This window comes from Streptomyces sp. NPDC020731 (genome assembly GCF_044334705.1).
Lineage (GTDB): Bacteria > Actinomycetota > Actinomycetes > Streptomycetales > Streptomycetaceae > Streptomyces.
On the sequence record NZ_JBIRTN010000014.1, the window covers coordinates 84,429 to 102,097 of the forward strand.

14 protein-coding genes are annotated in these 17,669 nt (G+C 69.8%); 12 read left to right on the plus strand and 2 right to left on the minus strand.

The annotated features are described in order from the left end of the window. Window positions 1-84: 84 nt before the first annotated feature. The 4 genes from secD (at window position 85) to ACH4VX_RS22270 (ending at window position 6,282) form a co-directional block, all read left to right on the plus strand. Window positions 85-1,857, plus strand: coding sequence for a protein translocase subunit SecD (gene secD, locus ACH4VX_RS22255; protein ID WP_398369391.1), 1,773 nt, complete (start codon window positions 85-87; stop codon window positions 1,855-1,857). A gap of 3 nt (window positions 1,858-1,860) precedes the next feature. After that, complete coding sequence (gene secF / locus ACH4VX_RS22260; RefSeq protein WP_398369393.1) at window positions 1,861-2,979, plus strand: protein translocase subunit SecF; 1,119 nt, start codon at window positions 1,861-1,863, stop codon at window positions 2,977-2,979. Then, complete coding sequence (locus ACH4VX_RS22265) at window positions 2,976-3,524, plus strand: adenine phosphoribosyltransferase (RefSeq protein WP_398369395.1); 549 nt, start codon at window positions 2,976-2,978, stop codon at window positions 3,522-3,524. The genes secF and ACH4VX_RS22265 overlap by 4 nt, the downstream gene beginning before the upstream one ends. Before the next feature lie 193 nt (window positions 3,525-3,717). Beyond that, entirely contained in the window at window positions 3,718-6,282 is a 2,565-nt protein-coding gene (locus ACH4VX_RS22270) for a RelA/SpoT family protein (protein WP_398369397.1), read from the plus strand. A 76-nt stretch (window positions 6,283-6,358) separates the two neighbouring features. Here the strand turns inward: ACH4VX_RS22270 and ACH4VX_RS22275 are convergent, their stop codons facing one another. Both ACH4VX_RS22275 and ACH4VX_RS22280 read right to left on the minus strand, forming a co-directional pair. After that, complete coding sequence (locus ACH4VX_RS22275) at window positions 6,359-7,588, minus strand: DUF349 domain-containing protein (protein WP_398369398.1); 1,230 nt, start codon at window positions 7,586-7,588, stop codon at window positions 6,359-6,361. Between the two features lie 138 nt (window positions 7,589-7,726). Further along, window positions 7,727-8,548 (minus strand): peptidylprolyl isomerase, encoded by an 822-nt coding sequence (locus ACH4VX_RS22280; RefSeq protein ID WP_398369399.1) that lies wholly within the window; start codon window positions 8,546-8,548, stop codon window positions 7,727-7,729. A gap of 183 nt (window positions 8,549-8,731) precedes the next feature. Between ACH4VX_RS22280 and ACH4VX_RS22285 the strand changes: the two genes are divergently transcribed. The 8 genes from ACH4VX_RS22285 to alaS all read left to right on the plus strand — a co-directional run bounded on the left by ACH4VX_RS22285 (window position 8,732) and on the right by alaS (window position 17,666). After that, on the plus strand, window positions 8,732-9,442 hold the full coding sequence (locus tag ACH4VX_RS22285) for an MBL fold metallo-hydrolase (RefSeq protein WP_398369401.1): 711 nt from the start codon (window positions 8,732-8,734) through the stop codon (window positions 9,440-9,442). Between the two features lie 12 nt (window positions 9,443-9,454). Then, window positions 9,455-10,717: a histidine--tRNA ligase gene (gene hisS / locus ACH4VX_RS22290; RefSeq protein WP_398369403.1), complete on the plus strand. Its 1,263-nt coding sequence runs from the start codon at window positions 9,455-9,457 to the stop codon at window positions 10,715-10,717. Between the two features lie 273 nt (window positions 10,718-10,990). After that, window positions 10,991-11,659 carry a vitamin K epoxide reductase family protein gene (locus tag ACH4VX_RS22295; RefSeq protein WP_398369405.1) on the plus strand — a complete coding sequence of 223 codons (669 nt, stop codon included), beginning with the start codon at window positions 10,991-10,993 and terminating at the stop codon, window positions 11,657-11,659. A gap of 44 nt (window positions 11,660-11,703) precedes the next feature. Beyond that, entirely contained in the window at window positions 11,704-13,059 is a 1,356-nt protein-coding gene (locus ACH4VX_RS22300) for a replication-associated recombination protein A (RefSeq protein WP_398369406.1), read from the plus strand. Between the two features lie 302 nt (window positions 13,060-13,361). Further along, the gene (gene rpsD, locus ACH4VX_RS22305) at window positions 13,362-13,976 is read left to right on the plus strand and encodes a 30S ribosomal protein S4 (RefSeq protein ID WP_398369407.1); all 615 of its coding nucleotides are present in this window, start codon (window positions 13,362-13,364) and stop codon (window positions 13,974-13,976) included. 189 nt (window positions 13,977-14,165) lie between these two features. Continuing rightward, window positions 14,166-14,618: a DUF948 domain-containing protein gene (locus tag ACH4VX_RS22310; protein WP_398369409.1), complete on the plus strand. Its 453-nt coding sequence runs from the start codon at window positions 14,166-14,168 to the stop codon at window positions 14,616-14,618. Between the two features lie 7 nt (window positions 14,619-14,625). Further along, window positions 14,626-14,997, plus strand: coding sequence for a hypothetical protein (locus ACH4VX_RS22315; RefSeq protein WP_398369410.1), 372 nt, complete (start codon window positions 14,626-14,628; stop codon window positions 14,995-14,997). After that, window positions 14,997-17,666 (plus strand): alanine--tRNA ligase, encoded by a 2,670-nt coding sequence (alaS, locus tag ACH4VX_RS22320; protein ID WP_398369411.1) that lies wholly within the window; start codon window positions 14,997-14,999, stop codon window positions 17,664-17,666. Before ACH4VX_RS22315 ends, alaS begins: the two co-directional genes overlap by 1 nt. Window positions 17,667-17,669: the final 3 nt, after the last annotated feature.

The window sequence follows — 17,669 nt, forward strand, 5'->3', positions numbered from 1 at the left end:
CGACTCGCACGGAGTCCCGACACCATGTCATGGCCGTCCGCCCGTCGATCCGGCGCGAGGCGGCCCGAGAGGGAGTACGAGAAGGTGGCAGCACTCAAAAAGGGACGGAACGCGAGCGCCACAAGTAAGCCGTGGCGCTCGCTCGCTCTGATCCTGATCGCCATCGTGGCGCTCACCGGCGGCATGTTCGCATCCGGGCACACCACTCCGCGTCTCGGCATCGACCTGGCCGGTGGTACGAGCATCACGCTGGCGGCGGTCCCCGAGGCCGGCCAGGAGTCCGCGATCAACAAGACCAACATGGACACCGCGGTCTCCATCATGGAGCGCCGTGTCAACGGTCTCGGTGTCTCCGAGGCCGAGGTCCAGACGCAGGGCACCCGCAACATCATCGTCAACATTCCCAAGGGCACGAATTCCAAGCAGGCCCGGGAACAGGTCGGCACCACCGCCAAGCTCTACTTCCGTCCCGTGATCGTCACCGAACTCGCCGGTGGCGGCGCCGCTCCCACGCCCAGCGCGACCGGCGACGGCTCGGAGCAGGACTCCGACAAGGACAAGGCGACCGACGAGGCCACGGAGAAGGCGACCGACGGTTCCTCCCCGTCGGCGAGCGCCACCACCCAGGGCCGCGCCGTCACCGACGCCCTGAAGGCCGACGAGACCCCGTCCGCCTCCCCGAGCGGCACGGCCGAGGACGAGGCCGGCCCCTCCCCGTCCGCGACCGGCGGCACCTCCGGCGACGCGGACAGCAAGCTCCAGGCCCGGTACGCCGCGCTCGACTGCACCAAGGAGAGCGTCCGCGCCAAGGCCGGTGACGGTTCCAAGTCCACCGACTCGACCGTGGCCTGCGGCCAGAACTCCCAGGGCCAGTGGCAGAAGTACATCCTCGGTCCCGCCGCGGTCGACGGCACGGACGTCGACGAGGCCGACGCCGTCCTGAACACGCAGTCCGGTGCGGGCTGGACCGTGACGATGGACTTCAGCGACAAGGGCGCCAAGAAGTTCGCCGACATCACCGGCCAGCTGGCCCAGAACCAGTCCCCGCAGAACCAGTTCGCCATCGTCCTGGACAACGAGGTCGTCTCCGACCCGTACGTCAGCCAGGCACTGACCGGCGGCAACGCCGAGATCTCCGGCAACTTCACGCAGCAGTCGGCGGAGGAACTGGCGAACATGCTGTCCTACGGCGCTCTGCCGCTGACCTTCCGCGAGGACAGCGTCACCACCGTCACCGCCGCGCTCGGCGGTGAGCAGCTGAAGGCCGGTCTGATCGCCGGCGCCATCGGCCTCGCCCTGGTCGTCCTGTACCTGCTGGTCTACTACCGCGGCCTGTCCTTCATCGCCATCGCCTCCCTGCTGGTCTCCGCGGCCCTCACCTACGTGATCATGTCGCTGCTCGGCCCGACCATCGGCTTCGCGCTGAACCTGCCGGCCGTGTGCGGTGCCATCGTCGCGATCGGCATCACGGCGGACTCGTTCATCGTGTTCTTCGAACGGGTCCGGGACGAGATCCGCGAGGGCCGCACCCTGCGCCCCTCCGTGGAGCGGGCCTGGCCGCGCGCCCGGCGCACCATCCTGGTCTCCGACTTCGTGTCGTTCCTCGCCGCCGCGGTGCTCTTCGTCGTCACCGTCGGCAAGGTCCAGGGCTTCGCGTTCACGCTCGGTCTGACCACCGTGCTCGACGTCGTGGTGGTGTTCCTCTTCACCAGGCCCCTGCTCACGCTGATGGCCCGCCGGAAGTTCTTCGCGAGCGGCCACAAGTGGTCCGGTCTCGACCCGAAGGCGCTGGGTGCGAAGCCGCCCCTGCGCCGTACCCGCCGTCCCTCCGCCCCCGCCCAGACGAAGGAGGCGTGAGAGATGTCGAAGCTCGGCACCCTCGGCGCCCGACTGCACCACGGCGAGGTCGGCTACGACTTCGTCAAGAACCGCAAGATCTGGTACAGCATCTCCATCCTGATCACCATCACGGCCATCGTCGGCCTGGCGGTGCGCGGCCTGCACATGGGCATCGAGTTCCAGGGCGGAGCGGTCTTCACCACCCCGAAGAACATGAGCGTCTCGGTCGCCACGGCCGAGGAGTACGCGGAGGAGGCCTCCGGTCACGACGCGATCGTCCAGAAGCTCGGCGACGGCAGCCTGCGCATCCAGGTCGCGGGCATCGACACCAACACGTCGGACAGGATCAAGGACACGCTCGCCGAGGACCTCAAGGTCGACGGTGAGCAGCTCAACGCCGAACTGGTCGGTCCCAGCTGGGGTGAGCAGATCGCCAACAAGGCCTGGCAGGGCCTCGGCATCTTCCTCGTCCTGGTCGTGCTCTACCTGGCGATCGCCTTCGAGTGGCGCATGGCACTCGCCGCGTTCGTCGCCCTGATCCACGACATCACCATCACCGTCGGCATCTACGCCCTGGTCGGCTTCGAGGTGACGCCGGGCACGGTGATCGGTCTGCTCACCATCCTCGGCTACTCGCTGTACGACACGGTCGTCGTCTTCGACAGCCTCAAGGAACAGACCAGGGACATCACCAAGCAGACCCGCTGGACCTACAGCGAGATCGCCAACCGTTCCATCAACAGCACCCTGGTCCGTTCCATCAACACCACGGTGGTCGCGCTGCTGCCGGTCGGCGGCCTGCTGTTCATCGGTGGCGGTGTCCTCGGCGCCGGCATGCTGAACGACATCTCGCTGTCGCTGTTCGTCGGCCTCGCCGCCGGTGCGTACTCCTCGATCTTCATCGCCACCCCGCTCGTCGCCGACCTCAAGGAGCGCGAGCCGGCGATGAAGTCGCTGAAGAAGCGCGTCCTGGCCAAGCGCGCCCAGGGCGCGGTCACGGGTGAGGCGCAGGAGGCCCCGGCCACCGGTGAGGACTACGACGACGAGCCGGAGGACACCGCACCCGCGGTCGTCGGCCCGCGCGACCAGTCGGCCACCCGCGCCCGCGGCCGCGGCCGTCCCTCGGGGAAGCGCCGATGACCGAGCTCACGGACATCTCGGCGTTGCTGCTCAGTCGCATCCGGGACGTGGCGGACTACCCGGAGCCGGGCGTGATGTTCAAGGACATCACCCCGCTCCTGGCGGACCCCGCGGCGTTCGCCGCGCTCAGCGACGCCCTGGCCGACATCGCCCGCGCCACCGGCGCCACCAAGGTCGTCGGCCTGGAGGCCCGCGGGTTCATCCTCGGCGCCCCGGTCGCCATCCGCGCGGGCCTCGGCTTCATCCCCGTACGCAAGGCGGGCAAGCTCCCCGGAGCCACCCTCAGCCAGGCCTACGACCTGGAGTACGGATCCGCCGAGATCGAGGTGCACGCGGAGGACCTGAGCGCCGCCGACCGCGTTCTGGTGGTCGACGACGTCCTCGCCACCGGCGGCACCGCCGAGGCGTCGGTCCAGCTCATCCGCAGGGCGGGCGCCGAGGTCGCGGGACTGGCCGTACTGATGGAACTCGGTTTCCTCGGCGGCCGCGCCCGCCTGGAACCGGCCCTGGCCGGTGCCCCGCTGGAGGCGCTGCTCACGGTCTGACCAGCGGTGTCGCATGCGAACCGTGCCCAGGAAACACCGCTCGGGCGGGCCCGGAGGAATCCGGTGCCCGCCTCGGGTGTTCCGGGAGTGGACCGTCCTCACATCCGCCCGCAGGCGATCCGCGGGCGCGGGATCGCTACCATGGGATTTCCGGAGCCTGACCGGGGACCCGGATCGCGCACGAGGAGCCCTCTTGCCAGACGAGGCCCAGCCCCTGACCGCCGCCAAGCCCGAGTCCGCCTCGGCGGCCGCGGCCAAGCCCGCGCCGAGCGCGCCCCACGCGAAGAACGACACGCGTGAGCCGGTCCAGCACGCCCGGTCCACGCCGGTCGAAAAGCCCGAGCAGCCGCGCCCCAAGCCGTCCCCCACCCTCGACTCCGCTCGAGCGGGGGGACCCGCATCACCCGAGCGCTCCGCGCCCCTGGCCCGCCCCAACACCGGGCAGCCGCGCTCCGGCTCGTCCAACCGCGTCCGTGCCCGCCTCGCCCGGCTCGGCGTCCAGCGCGCGAACCCGTACAACCCGGTGCTCGAGCCGCTGCTGCGGATCGTCCGCAGCAACGACCCCAAGATCGAGAACGCCACGCTCCGCCAGATCGAGCGCGCCTACCAGGTCGCCGAGCGCTGGCACCGCGGCCAGAAGCGCAAGAGCGGCGACCCGTACATCACGCACCCGCTCGCCGTCACCACCATCCTCGCCGAGCTGGGCATGGACCCGGCCACGCTGATGGCCGGACTGCTGCACGACACCGTCGAGGACACCGAGTACGGCCTGGAGGACCTGCGCCGCGACTTCGGCGACGTGGTCACCCTGCTCGTCGACGGCGTCACCAAGCTGGACAAGGTCAAGTTCGGTGAGGCCGCGCAGGCCGAGACCGTGCGCAAGATGGTCGTCGCCATGGCCAAGGACCCCCGCGTCCTGGTCATCAAGCTCGCCGACCGCCTGCACAACATGCGCACCATGCGCTACCTCAAGCGCGAGAAGCAGGAGAAGAAGGCGCGCGAGACCCTGGAGATCTACGCGCCGCTCGCCCACCGCCTGGGCATGAACACCATCAAGTGGGAGCTGGAGGACCTCGCCTTCGCGATCCTCTACCCCAAGATGTACGACGAGATCGTCCGTCTGGTCGCCGAGCGCGCGCCCAAGCGCGACGAGTACCTCGCCATCGTCACCGACGAGGTGCAGCAGGACCTGCGCGCCGCCCGCATCAAGGCCACCGTCACCGGCCGCCCCAAGCACTACTACAGCGTCTACCAGAAGATGATCGTCCGCGGCCGTGACTTCGCGGAGATCTACGACCTGGTGGGCATCCGCGTCCTCGTGGACACCGTCCGCGACTGCTACGCGGCCCTCGGCACCGTGCATGCGCGATGGAACCCGGTCCCCGGCCGGTTCAAGGACTACATCGCGATGCCCAAGTTCAACATGTACCAGTCGCTGCACACGACGGTCATCGGCCCCGGCGGCAAGCCCGTCGAGCTGCAGATCCGCACCTTCGACATGCACCGCCGCGCCGAGTACGGCATCGCCGCGCACTGGAAGTACAAGCAGGAGGCCGTCGCCGGCGCCTCCAAGGTGCGCACGGACGTGCCCAAGGCGGTCGGCAAGGCCGGCAGGGACTCGGCCGCCATCAACGACATGGCGTGGCTGCGGCAACTCCTCGACTGGCAGAAGGAGACCGAGGACCCCGGCGAGTTCCTGGAGTCGCTGCGCTTCGACCTATCCCGCAACGAGGTCTTCGTCTTCACTCCCAAGGGCGACGTCATAGCGCTTCCCGCCGGTGCCACACCGGTGGACTTCGCGTACGCCGTCCACACCGAGGTCGGCCACCGCACCATCGGGGCGCGGGTCAACGGCCGCCTCGTACCGCTGGAGTCGACCCTCGACAACGGCGACCTGGTGGAGGTCTTCACCTCCAAGGCGGCCGGCGCCGGCCCCTCCCGCGACTGGCTCGGCTTCGTCAAGTCACCGCGCGCCCGCAACAAGATCCGCGCCTGGTTCTCCAAGGAGCGCCGCGACGAGGCCATCGAGCAGGGCAAGGACTCCATCGTCCGCGCGATGCGCAAGCAGAACCTGCCGATCCAGCGCATCCTCACCGGCGACTCCCTGGTCACCCTGGCGCACGAGATGCGCTACTCGGACATCTCCGCGCTGTACGCGGCGATCGGCGAGGGCCACGTCTCCGCGCAGAACATCGTGCAGAAGCTCGTCCAGGCCCTCGGCGGCGAGGAGGCCGCCACCGAGGAGATCGACGAGTCGGTCCCGCCTGCCCGCAGCCGCAAGCGCCGCTCCAGCGCAGACCCCGGCGTCGTCGTCAAGGGCGTCGAGGACGTCTGGGTCAAGCTGGCCCGCTGCTGCACGCCGGTGCCCGGTGACCCGATCATCGGCTTCGTGACCCGGGGCAGCGGTGTCTCGGTGCACCGCAGCGACTGCGTCAACGTCGACTCGCTGTCCCGCGAGCCCGAGCGGATCCTCGAGGTCGAGTGGGCGCCCACCCAGTCCTCGGTCTTCCTGGTCGCCATCCAGGTCGAGGCACTCGACCGCTCCCGGCTGCTGTCGGACGTCACCCGCGTCCTGTCCGACCAGCACGTCAACATCCTCTCCGCGGCCGTCCAGACCTCCCGCGACCGCGTCGCCACCTCCCGCTTCACCTTCGAGATGGGTGACCCGAAGCACCTCGGCCACGTTCTGAAGGCCGTACGCGGCGTGGAGGGCGTCTACGACGTCTACCGGGTGACCTCGGCCCGCAACCGCACGTAGAGGACGACAGGCACACGAAAGGGGGGCTCCCGTACCTCGGGTACGGGAGCCCCCCTTTCGTGTGCCGTGCGAGAGTTCAGCCGCCGAACTCGTGCAGACCCTTCAACGCCTGGTCCAGCAGGGCCTGGCGGCCCTCCAGCTCCCGCTCGAGCTTTTCCGCCCTGGCGGTGTTGCCCTGCGCCCCGGCCTGCTCGATCTGACCCTTCAGCTTGTCCACGGCGGCCTGGAGCTGACCGGTCAGACCCGCGGCACGCGCGCGTGCCTCCGGGTTCGTCCGGCGCCACTCGGACTCCTCGGCCTCCTGCAGGGCCCGCTCCACGGTGTGCATCCGGCCCTCGACCTTCGGGCGGGCGTCCCGCGGCACATGGCCGATGGCCTCCCAGCGCTCGTTGATCCCGCGGAACGTGGCCCGCGCGGCCTTCAGATCCGTGATCGGCAGAAGCTTCTCGGCCTCCTCGGCCAGCTCCTCCTTGAGCTTGAGGTTCTCGGTCTGCTCCGCGTCACGCTCGGCGAAGACCGAGCTGCGGGCGGCGAAGAAGACGTCCTGGGCACCGCGGAAGCGGTTCCACAGGTCGTCCTCGTGCTCGCGCTGGGCGCGTCCCGCGGCCTTCCACTCCGTCATCAGATCGCGGTAACGGGCGGCCGTCGGCCCCCAGTCCGTCGAGTTCGACAGCGACTCGGCCTCCGCGACCAGCCGCTCCTTGGCCTGGCGGGCATCCTCGCGCTGCGCGTCCAACTGGGCGAAGTGCTGCTTGCGCCGCTTGGAGAACGCCGACCGCGCGTGCGAGAACCGGTGCCACAGTTCGTCGTCCGACTTGCGGTCCAGCCGCGGCAGGCCCTTCCAGGTGTCCACCAGGGACCGCAGCCGCTCACCGGCGGCCCGCCACTGGTCGGACTGCGCCAGCTCCTCCGCCTCGACGACCAGCGCCTCCTTGGCGTGACGCGCCTCGTCGGACTGCTTGGCCCGCTGAGCCTTGCGCTCCTCGCGGCGCGCCTCCACCAGCTCCACGAGCTTGTCCAGCCGGACCCTGAGGGCGGCCAGGTCGCCGACCGCGTGGTGCGCGTCCACCTGCTCGCGCAGGTGCCCGATCGCGGTCTGGGCGTCCTTGGACGACAGGTCGGTGGTCTTCACTCGCTTCTCGAGGAGGCCGATCTCGACAACCAGGCCCTCGTACTTGCGCTCGAAGTAGGCCAGCGCCTCCTCGGGGGAGCCGGCCTGCCAGGAACCGACGACCTGCTCGCCGTCGGCCGTACGCACGTACACGGTCCCCGTCTCGTCGACGCGGCCCCACGGGTCGCTGCTCACAGCGCCTCCTCCACATGATGCCGTCGAGGGGGCCTCGAAGCTCCCCCGGGCATCGTCCACAGTTTCGTCACGGCCAACATAGGCGACCGACGGGATGCCTGTCCGCATCCCGCGCGACCGAAATTCCGCAGTTGGGGGTCAGGATTCGGTGACGGTCGCCTTGTCGATGACGACCGTCGCGTTGGGCGCCCCGTCACCCGCCCCGGTGCTCTCCCCGGCGTCGGCGATCTTCTTCAGCACCTTCATGCCGGCGTCCGAGATGGTGCCGAACGGGGTGTAGCTGGGCGGAAGCTGGCTGTCCTGGTAGACCAGGAAGAACTGGCTGCCGCCACTGTCCTTCTGCCCGGTGTTGGCCATCGCGACCGTGCCCGCCGGGTAGATGTTGTCCTTCAGGCTTTTGTCCTTCAGGTTCTCGTCCGGGATCGTGTAACCGGGACCGCCGGTGCCGGTGCCCGTCGGGTCACCGCACTGCAGCACGTAGATGCCGTTCGTGGTGAGCCGGTGGCACGTGCTGTGGTCGAAGTAGCCCTTCTTCGCCAGGAAGTCGAACGAGTTGACCGTGTGCGGGGCCGCCGACGCCTTCAGCGCCACGTCTATCCCGCCACAGGTCGTGTCCAGCTTCAGGGTGTACTTCGCCGACTTGTCGATGGCGACCGCCGGCTCCTTCTTCCAGGTCTGCGACTCGACCTTGCCCTCGGCGGGCTTGTCGCACGGGTCCGGCGCCTTGCTCGGCGCCGAGGCGCTCGGCGTGACCTCCGCGTTCGCGTTGGTCTTGTCGTCGTCCTGCTCGAGCGCCCCGGTCGTGTACAGCGCGAGGCCGCCCACGAGGACCACACCGAGCACGGACGCGATCACCGAGTTGCGCGTCCGCGACTTCCGCCGCGCCTGGGTGCGCCGCTGCTGCTGCCGCAAGAACTTCTCCCGGGCGAGCTGACGCCGCCGCTGTTCCTGGCTGACCACCGGGTTCTCTCCTCATGCGTCTCGTGTGCCGGCCGGTACGCGTGCGTGCGTGCGGTGAGCCGACCGCCTGCGTGTGCCCCGTACCGTATATGGGTTCGCTGAGGAATCGGCAGCGCCGGTAGGCTCTGACCACGGGCGCAGCCCCGTCGCAAGTCTCCCGTATCGACACAACGAAGGACGATCGTGCTCATTGCCGGGTTCCCCGCCGGGGCCTGGGGGACGAACTGTTATCTCGTCGCCCCCGCCGCCGGCGAGGAGTGCGTGATCATCGACCCCGGCCACCAGGCCGCCGACGGCGTCGCGGAGGCGGTCCGCAAGCACCGGCTCAAGCCCGTGGCCGTCGTCCTCACCCACGGCCACATCGACCACGTCGCCTCGGTCGTCCCGGTGTGCGGGGCGCACGACGTGCCGGCCTGGATCCACCCCGAGGACCGGTACATGATGAGCGACCCCGAGAAGGGCATCGGCCGCGCCATCGGCATGCCGCTGATGGGCGAACTGACGGTGGGGGAGCCGGACGACGTCAAGGAGCTCACCGACGGCGCGAAGCTGGAACTGGCCGGTCTGGAGCTGACCGTTTCCCACGCGCCGGGCCATACCAAGGGGTCGGTGACCTTCGGCCTGCCCGAGGCGGCGGACATCCCGCCGGTCATGTTCTCGGGCGACCTGCTGTTCGCCGGCTCCATCGGACGCACCGACCTGCCCGGCGGTGACATGGCCGAGATGCTCGACTCGCTGGCCCGCGTGTGCCTGCCGCTCGACGACTCGACCGTGGTGCTGTCCGGCCACGGCCCCCAGACGACCATCGGCCAGGAGCGCGCCACCAACCCGTATCTGCGGCAGGTGGCGGACGGCCAGGGAGCCACGACCGAGGCTCCCCGACGAGGAATGTGACGAGAGACTTCCGTGAGCACCTTCAAGGCCCCCAAGGGCACGTACGACCTGATCCCGCCGGACAGCGCCAAGTACCTCGCCGTGCGCGAGGCGATCGCCGCCCCGCTGCGGGGCTCCGGCTACGGCTACATCGAGACGCCCGGCTTCGAGAACGTCGAACTGTTCGCGCGCGGTGTCGGCGAGTCCACCGACATCGTCACCAAGGAGATGTACGCCTTCGAGACCAAGGGCGGCGACCGGCTCGCCCTGCGCCCCGAGGGCACCGCCTCCGTGCTGCGCGCCGCCCTGGAGGCCAACCTGCACAAGGCGGGCAACCTCCCGGTCAAGCTCTGGTACTCGGGCTCCTACTACCGCTACGAGCGCCCCCAGAAGGGCCGTTACCGCCACTTCTCCCAAGTCGGCGCCGAGGCGATCGGCGCGGAGGACCCGGCGCTGGACGCCGAACTGATCATCCTCGCCGACCAGGCGTACCGCTCGCTGGGCCTGAGCGACTTCCGCATCCTGCTCAACAGCCTCGGCGACCAGGAGTGCCGCCCGGTGTACCGGGCCGCGCTGCAGGACTTCCTGCGCGGCCTCGACCTGGACGAGGACACCCTGCGCCGCGCGGAGATCAACCCGCTGCGCGTCCTGGACGACAAGCGCGAGTCGGTGCAGAAGCAGCTGACCGGCGCGCCCCTGCTGCGCGACTTCCTCTGCGACGCCTGCAAGGCGTACCACGAGGAGGTCCGCGAGCTGATCACGGCGGCGGGCGTCTCCTTCGAGGACGACCCCAAGCTGGTGCGCGGCCTGGACTACTACACGCGCACCACCTTCGAGTTCGTCCACGACGGTCTCGGCTCCCAGTCCGCGGTGGGCGGCGGCGGCCGCTACGACGGCCTGTCCGAGATGATCGGCGGCCCCGCGCTGCCGTCCGTCGGCTGGGCCCTGGGCGTCGACCGCACGGTGCTGGCCCTGGAGGCGGAGGGTGTCGAGCTCGAACTCCCCGCCACCACCAGCGTGTTCGCCGTCCCGCTCGGCGAGGAGGCCCGCCGGGTGCTGTTCGCCAAGGTCACCGAGCTGCGCAAGAACGGCGTGGCCGCCGACTTCGGTTACGGCGGCAAGGGCCTGAAGGCCGCGATGAAGGCCGCCCACCGCTCAGGCGCCCGCTACGCCCTGGTACTGGGCGAACGCGACCTCGCCGAGGGCGTCGTCCAGCTCAAGGACATGGAGTCCGGCGAGCAGACGGCGGTCGGCGTCAACGAGATCGTGGCGGAGCTGGAGTCACGGCTCGGCTGACCCCCCGTACGGAGGAAGGCGCCGGATGCCCGCACAGGGCACCGGCGCCTTCGTCGTCGAGTCGTCGTCAATGCGTACGGGCGGCTTCACCCGACCGGATGGTCCGGGGTGGAGCGTATGTACGGCCGCCCCCGGACGGCGGCCGAAACCGCACGCTCACGGGCGAACACCGGTATGTCCTTACGCCCGCTCAACGGCGGAACCACAGCTCCGTACGGCACAATGGCCCCTGCCCGAAGCAGGTCCACACTCTCCAGTGACGGAATCGGCGTGATGAGCAAGACGACAGTCAGGGACGTCGACATGGAGCCCGAACCCTCGGCCGCACCGCAGCGCAACGCCTCCGCGCCGCGCACGGAGGGCGCGAGCCGGGCGCTCGCCCTGCTCCTGGTGATCACCGGTGCCGCCGGTGTGCTCGCCGCGTGGGTGATCACGCTCGACAAGTTCAAGCTGCTCGAGGCCAAGGTCAAGGGCGAGACGTTCGTCCCCGGGTGCAGCCTCAACCCCGTCGTCTCCTGCGGCAGTGTCATGGAGAGCGACCAGGCCTCCGTCTTCGGCTTCCCCAACCCGATGCTCGGCCTCGTCACCTACGGCATCGTCGTCTGCGTCGGCGTGAGCCTGCTCGCCCGGGCCCGCTTCCCGCGCTGGTACTGGCTCACCTTCAACGCGGGCACCCTCTTCGGTGTGGTCTTCTGCGCCTGGCTGATGTTCCAGTCCCTGTACCGGATCAACGCCCTGTGCCTGTGGTGCTGCCTGGCCTGGGCCGCCACGATCATCATGTTCTGGTACGTGACGTCGTTCAACATCCGCCAGGGCTTCCTGCCCGCCCCGGGCTGGCTGAAGAGCTTCTTCGGCGAGTTCACCTGGGTCATGCCGGTCCTGCACATCGGCATCATCGGCATGCTGATCCTGACCCGCTGGTGGGAGTTCTGGACCAGCTGATCACCCGACCCGGGTTTGTCGGTGCGGTGCCTTAGGGTTTCAGCGTGGAGCCCGACCTGTTCACCGCCGCAGCAGAAGAACGCCAGGAGAAGGACCCGACCGGCAGCCCCCTGGCGGTCCGGATGCGCCCGCGCACCCTCGACGAGGTGGTGGGCCAGCGACACCTGCTGAAGCCGGGCTCCCCCCTGCGCAGACTGGTCGGCGAGGGCGCCGCGGGCCCCGCCGGACCCTCCTCGGTGTTCCTGTGGGGGCCGCCCGGCACCGGGAAGACGACCCTGGCCCACGTGGTCTCCAAGGCCACCAACAAGCGCTTCGTCGAACTGTCGGCGATCACCGCGGGCGTCAAGGAGGTCCGCGGGGTCATCGACGGCGCCCGCCGCGCCTCCGGCGGGTACGGCCAGGAGACCGTCCTCTTCCTCGACGAGATCCACCGCTTCAGCAAGGCCCAGCAGGACTCCCTGCTCCCGGCCGTGGAGAACCGCTGGGTCACCCTGATCGCCGCGACCACCGAGAACCCCTACTTCTCGGTCATCTCCCCGCTGCTCTCCCGGTCCCTGCTGCTCACCCTCGAACCGCTCACCGACGACGACATCCGGGACCTGCTGCAGCGCGCCCTCACCGACGAGCGGGGCCTGAGGAGCGCCGTCACGCTTCCCGAGGACACCGGGAACCACCTCCTGCGCATCGCCGGCGGCGACGCCCGCCGCGCGCTCACCGCCCTGGAGGCCGCCGCCGGGGCCGCGCTGGACAAGGGCGAGGCGGAGATAACCCTGACCACGCTGGAGGAGACGGTCGACCGGGCGGCGGTGAAGTACGACCGTGACGGCGACCAGCACTACGACGTCGCCAGTGCCCTGATCAAGTCCATCCGCGGCTCCGACGTGGACGCCGCCCTGCACTACCTGGCCCGCATGATCGAGGCCGGCGAGGACCCCCGCTTCATCGCCCGCCGCCTGATGATCTCCGCCAGCGAGGACATCGGCCTCGCCGACCCGAACGCGCTGCCGATCGCCGTCGCCGCCGCCCAGGCCGTCGCCATGATCGGCTTCCCCGAGGCCGCCCTCACCCTCAGCCACGCCACCATCGCGCTCGCCCTCGCGCCCAAGTCCAACGCCGCCACCACCGCGATCGGCGCCGCCCTGGACGACGTACGCAAGGGACTGGCCGGACCCGTGCCGTCCCACCTGCGGGACAGCCACTACAAGGGCGCGACCGAGCTCGGGCACGGGAAGGGCTACACCTACCCGCACGACCTGCCCGAGGGCATCGCCGAACAGCAGTACGCGCCGGACGCCCTGAAGGACCGCGCGTACTACGAGCCCACCCGGCACGGCGCGGAGGCGCGGTACGCGGACGCGGTGGAGTGGACCAGGAAGCACCTCGGTCGGAAGCGGTCCTGACCACCCTGTAGACTCTCCCGAAGTGCTGAGTCCCGTGTCCGGCTCCGGTCGGCGCCTCAGGCGGGACACCCAGCCGGATCCTTCGATCCAGGAGCGTCGCGCACCGTCGTAGGTGTCGCGGGCAGCCCACCACCCCCCGTAAGTCCCGGGACCGGTCGGTGGGCCGTTCGTGTGCTGCACGTATGTGCCCAGACCAGGGGAGCGGCTGCCCGGTAAGTCCCTCGCGGACCTGACGGGAATTCCCCGGCTGCGGATGTGACCTCCCGTAACCCTGAGGCAGCCGAAAAGGAAAAGGAAAAGAAGTGGCGAACCAGCCCCGCCCCAAGGTCAAGAAGTCGCGTGCCCTCGGCATCGCGCTGACCCCGAAGGCCGTCAAGTACTTCGAGGCCCGCCCCTACCCGCCGGGTGAGCACGGCCGTGGCCGCAAGCAGAACTCGGACTACAAGGTCCGTCTGCTGGAGAAGCAGCGTCTGCGCGCGCAGTACGACGTGTCCGAGCGCCAGCTCGTCCGCGCCTACGAGCGTGCCTCCAAGGTCCAGGGCAAGACCGGTGAGGCCCTGATCATCGAGCTGGAGCGTCGCCTCGACGCGCTGGTCCTGCGTTCGGGCATCGCCCGCACGATCTACCAGGCCCGCCAGATGGTCGTCCACGGCCACATCGCGGTCAACGGCAAGAAGGTCGACAAGCCCTCCTTCCGTGTCCGCCCGGACGACGTCGTGCAGGTCCGTGACCGCAGCAAGGAGAAGACCCTCTTCACGATCGCCCGTGAAGGCGGCTTCGCCCCCGACGGTGAGATCCCGCGCTACCTCCAGGTGAACCTCAAGTCCCTGGCGTTCCGTCTGGACCGTGAGCCGAACCGCAAGGAGATCCCGGTGATCTGCGACGAGCAGCTCGTCGTCGAGTACTACGCCCGCTGACCCCAGCAGGCACGCGGTATCCCGAGCCCGCCGTCCCCCGCCCTTCCCGGCGGGGGACGGCGGGCTCGACTCGCTCCGCCCCGCGACTTCACCGGTGGCGGACGGTAATCCGGTACGGAGTCCCGTCACCGGCGCGATAGGCTCGACTCCACGACTTTCTCGATGTTCAGGCGCGTTTCAAGGGAGCGGGTGCACACAGTGTCCGGTGGCGAGGTGGCCGGGATCCTGGTGGCCGTGTTCTGGGCGATCCTGGTCTCCTTCCTCGCCGTCGCGCTGGCGAGGCTGGCCCAGACGCTCCGGGCGACCACCAAGCTCGTGGCGGACGTGACCGACCAGGCCGTCCCCCTGCTGGCGGACGCCTCGGCGGCGGTGCGTTCCGCGCAGACCCAGATCGAACGGGTCGACGCGATCGCCTCCGACGTCCAGGAGGTCACCTCCAACGCCTCCGCGCTGTCGACCACCGTGGCCTCCACCTTCGGCGGCCCCCTGGTCAAGGTCGCCGCCTTCGGCTACGGCGTGCGCCGCGCCGTCACCGGCCGCAAGGAGGACGCTCCGGCCAAGGAGTCGAGGCGTGACGTGATCGTGGGCCGTACCGTTCCGGGCGCGCGGCGTGACAAGCGGACCCGGGGAAAGAGGGACTGACCCAGCGATGTTCCGCCGAACGTTCTGGTTCACCACCGGCGTCGCCGCCGGAGTGTGGGCCACCACCAAGGTCAACCGCAAGATCAAGCAGCTGACGCCCGAGCACCTCGCCGTCACCGCGGCGAACAAGGCGATCGAGGCCGGCGGCCGGCTCAGGGACCGCGCGGTGGACTTCGCGCTCGAGGTCCGTGACAACATGGCCCGGCGCGAGGCCGAACTGGGCGACGCGCTCGGGCTCAACGCCCCCGTCGACCGCGAACTCCCCGCGCCCCGCAGCTACGCCGTCATCGAGAACCGCAACAGCCCCAAGTACGTCGAGGGTCCGGCGCGGAAATCGACGTACCCGACGTACCCGTACAACCGGAATGAGGACCACTGATGGAGTCGGCCGAGATCCGCCGCCGCTGGCTGAGCTTCTTCGAGGAGCGCGGGCACACCGTCGTCCCTTCGGCGTCGCTCATCGCGGACGACCCGACTCTGCTGCTCGTTCCGGCCGGCATGGTGCCCTTCAAGCCCTACTTCCTGGGTGAGGTCAAGCCGCCCTTCGACCGCGCCACCAGCGTGCAGAAGTGCGTGCGCACGCCGGACATCGAAGAGGTCGGCAAGACCACCCGCCACGGCACGTTCTTCCAGATGTGCGGCAACTTCTCCTTCGGCGACTACTTCAAGGAAGGCGCCGTCAAGTACGCCTGGGAGCTGCTCACCAGCCCCCAGGACAAGGGCGGTTACGGCCTCGACCCCGAGCGGCTGTGGATCACCGTCTACGAGGACGACGACGAGGCCGAGCGCATCTGGCGCGACGTCGTGGGCGTCCCCTCCGAGCGCATCCAGCGCCTGGGCAAGAAGGACAACTACTGGGACATGGGCGTCCCGGGACCCTGCGGGCCCTGTTCCGAGATCAACTACGACCGCGGCCCCGAGTTCGGCGTCGAGGGCGGTCCGGCCGTCAACGACGAGCGGTACGTGGAGATCTGGAACCTCGTCTTCATGCAGTACGAACGGGGTGAGGGCCCGGGCAAGGACTACCCGATCCTCGGCGACCTGCCCAGCCGGAACATCGACACCGGCCTCGGCCTGGAACGCCTCGCCATGATTCTGCAGGGCGTGCAGAACATGTACGAGATCGACACCTCCATGGCCGTCATCAGCAAGGCCACCGAGCTGACCGGCGTGGCCTACGGCGACGCCCACGCCTCGGACGTCTCGCTGCGCGTGGTCACCGACCACATGCGCACCTCCGTGATGCTCATCGGTGACGGCGTCACCCCCGGCAACGAGGGCCGCGGCTACGTGCTGCGCCGCATCATGCGCCGAGCCATCCGCAACATGCGACTGCTCGGCGCCACCGGTCCGGTCGTCAAGGACCTGATCGACGTCGTGATCGAGATGATGGGGCAGCAGTACCCCGAGCTGATCACCGACCGCGAGCGGATCGAGAAGGTAGCCCTCGCCGAGGAGAACGCCTTCCTCAAGACGCTGAAGGCCGGCACCAACATCCTCGACACCGCCGTCAGCGACACCAAGGCCACCGGTGGCACCGTCCTCGCCGGTGACAAGGCCTTCCTGCTCCACGACACCTGGGGCTTCCCGATCGACCTCACCCTGGAGATGGCCGCCGAGCAGGGCCTCTCCGTGGACGAGGACGGCTTCCGCCGCCTGATGAAGGAACAGCGGGAGCGCGCCAAGGCCGACGCCCGGGCCAAGAAGACCGGCCACGCCGGCGCCGGTGCCTACCGCGAGATCGCCGACAAGGCCGGTGCCACCGACTTCGTCGGCTACAGCGACACCGAGAGCGAGTCCACGATCGTCGGCATCCTCGTCGACGGCGCCTCCTCCCCGGCCGCCACCGAGGGCGACGAGGTCGAGATCGTCCTCGACCGCACCCCGTTCTACGCCGAGGGCGGCGGCCAGATCGGCGACACCGGCCGCATCAAGGTCGACACCGGTGCCGTCATCGAGATCCGCGACTGCCAGAAGCCGGTCCCGGGCGTGTACGTCCACAAGGGCGTCGTCCAGGTCGGCGAGGTCACCGTCGGTGCCAAGGCCCACGCCTCCATCGACGGCCGCCGCCGTACGGCCATCGCCCGCGCCCACTCGGCCACCCACCTCACCCACCAGGCGCTACGCGACGCCCTCGGCCCGACGGCCGCCCAGGCCGGCTCCGAGAACCAGCCCGGCCGCTTCCGCTTCGACTTCGGCTCGCCGTCCGCCGTACCGACGACCGTGATGACCGACGTCGAGCAGAAGATCAACGAGGTGCTCGCCCGCGACCTCGACGTGCGCGCCGACGTCATGGGCATCGACGAGGCCAGGAAGCAGGGCGCCATCGCCGAGTTCGGCGAGAAGTACGGCGAGCGTGTGCGCGTGGTGACCATCGGTGACTTCTCCAAGGAGCTGTGCGGCGGCACCCACGTGCACAACACCGCCCAGCTGGGCCTGGTGAAGCTGCTCGGCGAGTCGTCCATCGGCTCCGGAGTGCGCCGTATCGAGGCCCTGGTCGGCGTGGACGCCTACAACTTCCTCGCCCGTGAGCACACGGTCGTCGCCCAGCTCCAGGAGCTGATCAAGGGCCGCCCGGAGGAGCTTCCGGAGAAGGTCTCCGCCATGCTCGGCAAGCTCAAGGACGCCGAGAAGGAGATCGAGAAGTTCCGCGCCGAGAAGGTGCTCCAGGCCGCCGCCGGTCTCGCCGGGTCCGCCAAGGACATCAGGGGTATCGCGCTCGTCACCGGCCAGGTCCCCGACGGCACCACGCCGGACGACCTGCGCAAGCTGGTGCTCGACGTGCGGGGCCGCATCCAGGGCGGCCGGGCCGTCGTCGTCGCCCTGTTCACCGTGAACAACGGCAAGCCGCTGACGGTCATCGCCACCAACGAGGCCGCCCGCGAGCGCGGTCTCAAGGCCGGTGACCTGGTCCGCACGGCCGCCAAGACCCTCGGCGGCGGCGGTGGCGGCAAGCCGGACGTCGCCCAGGGCGGCGGCCAGAACCCCGCCGCCGTCGGCGAGGCCGTCGACGCCGTCGAGCGGCTCGTGGCGGACACCGCCAAGTGAACG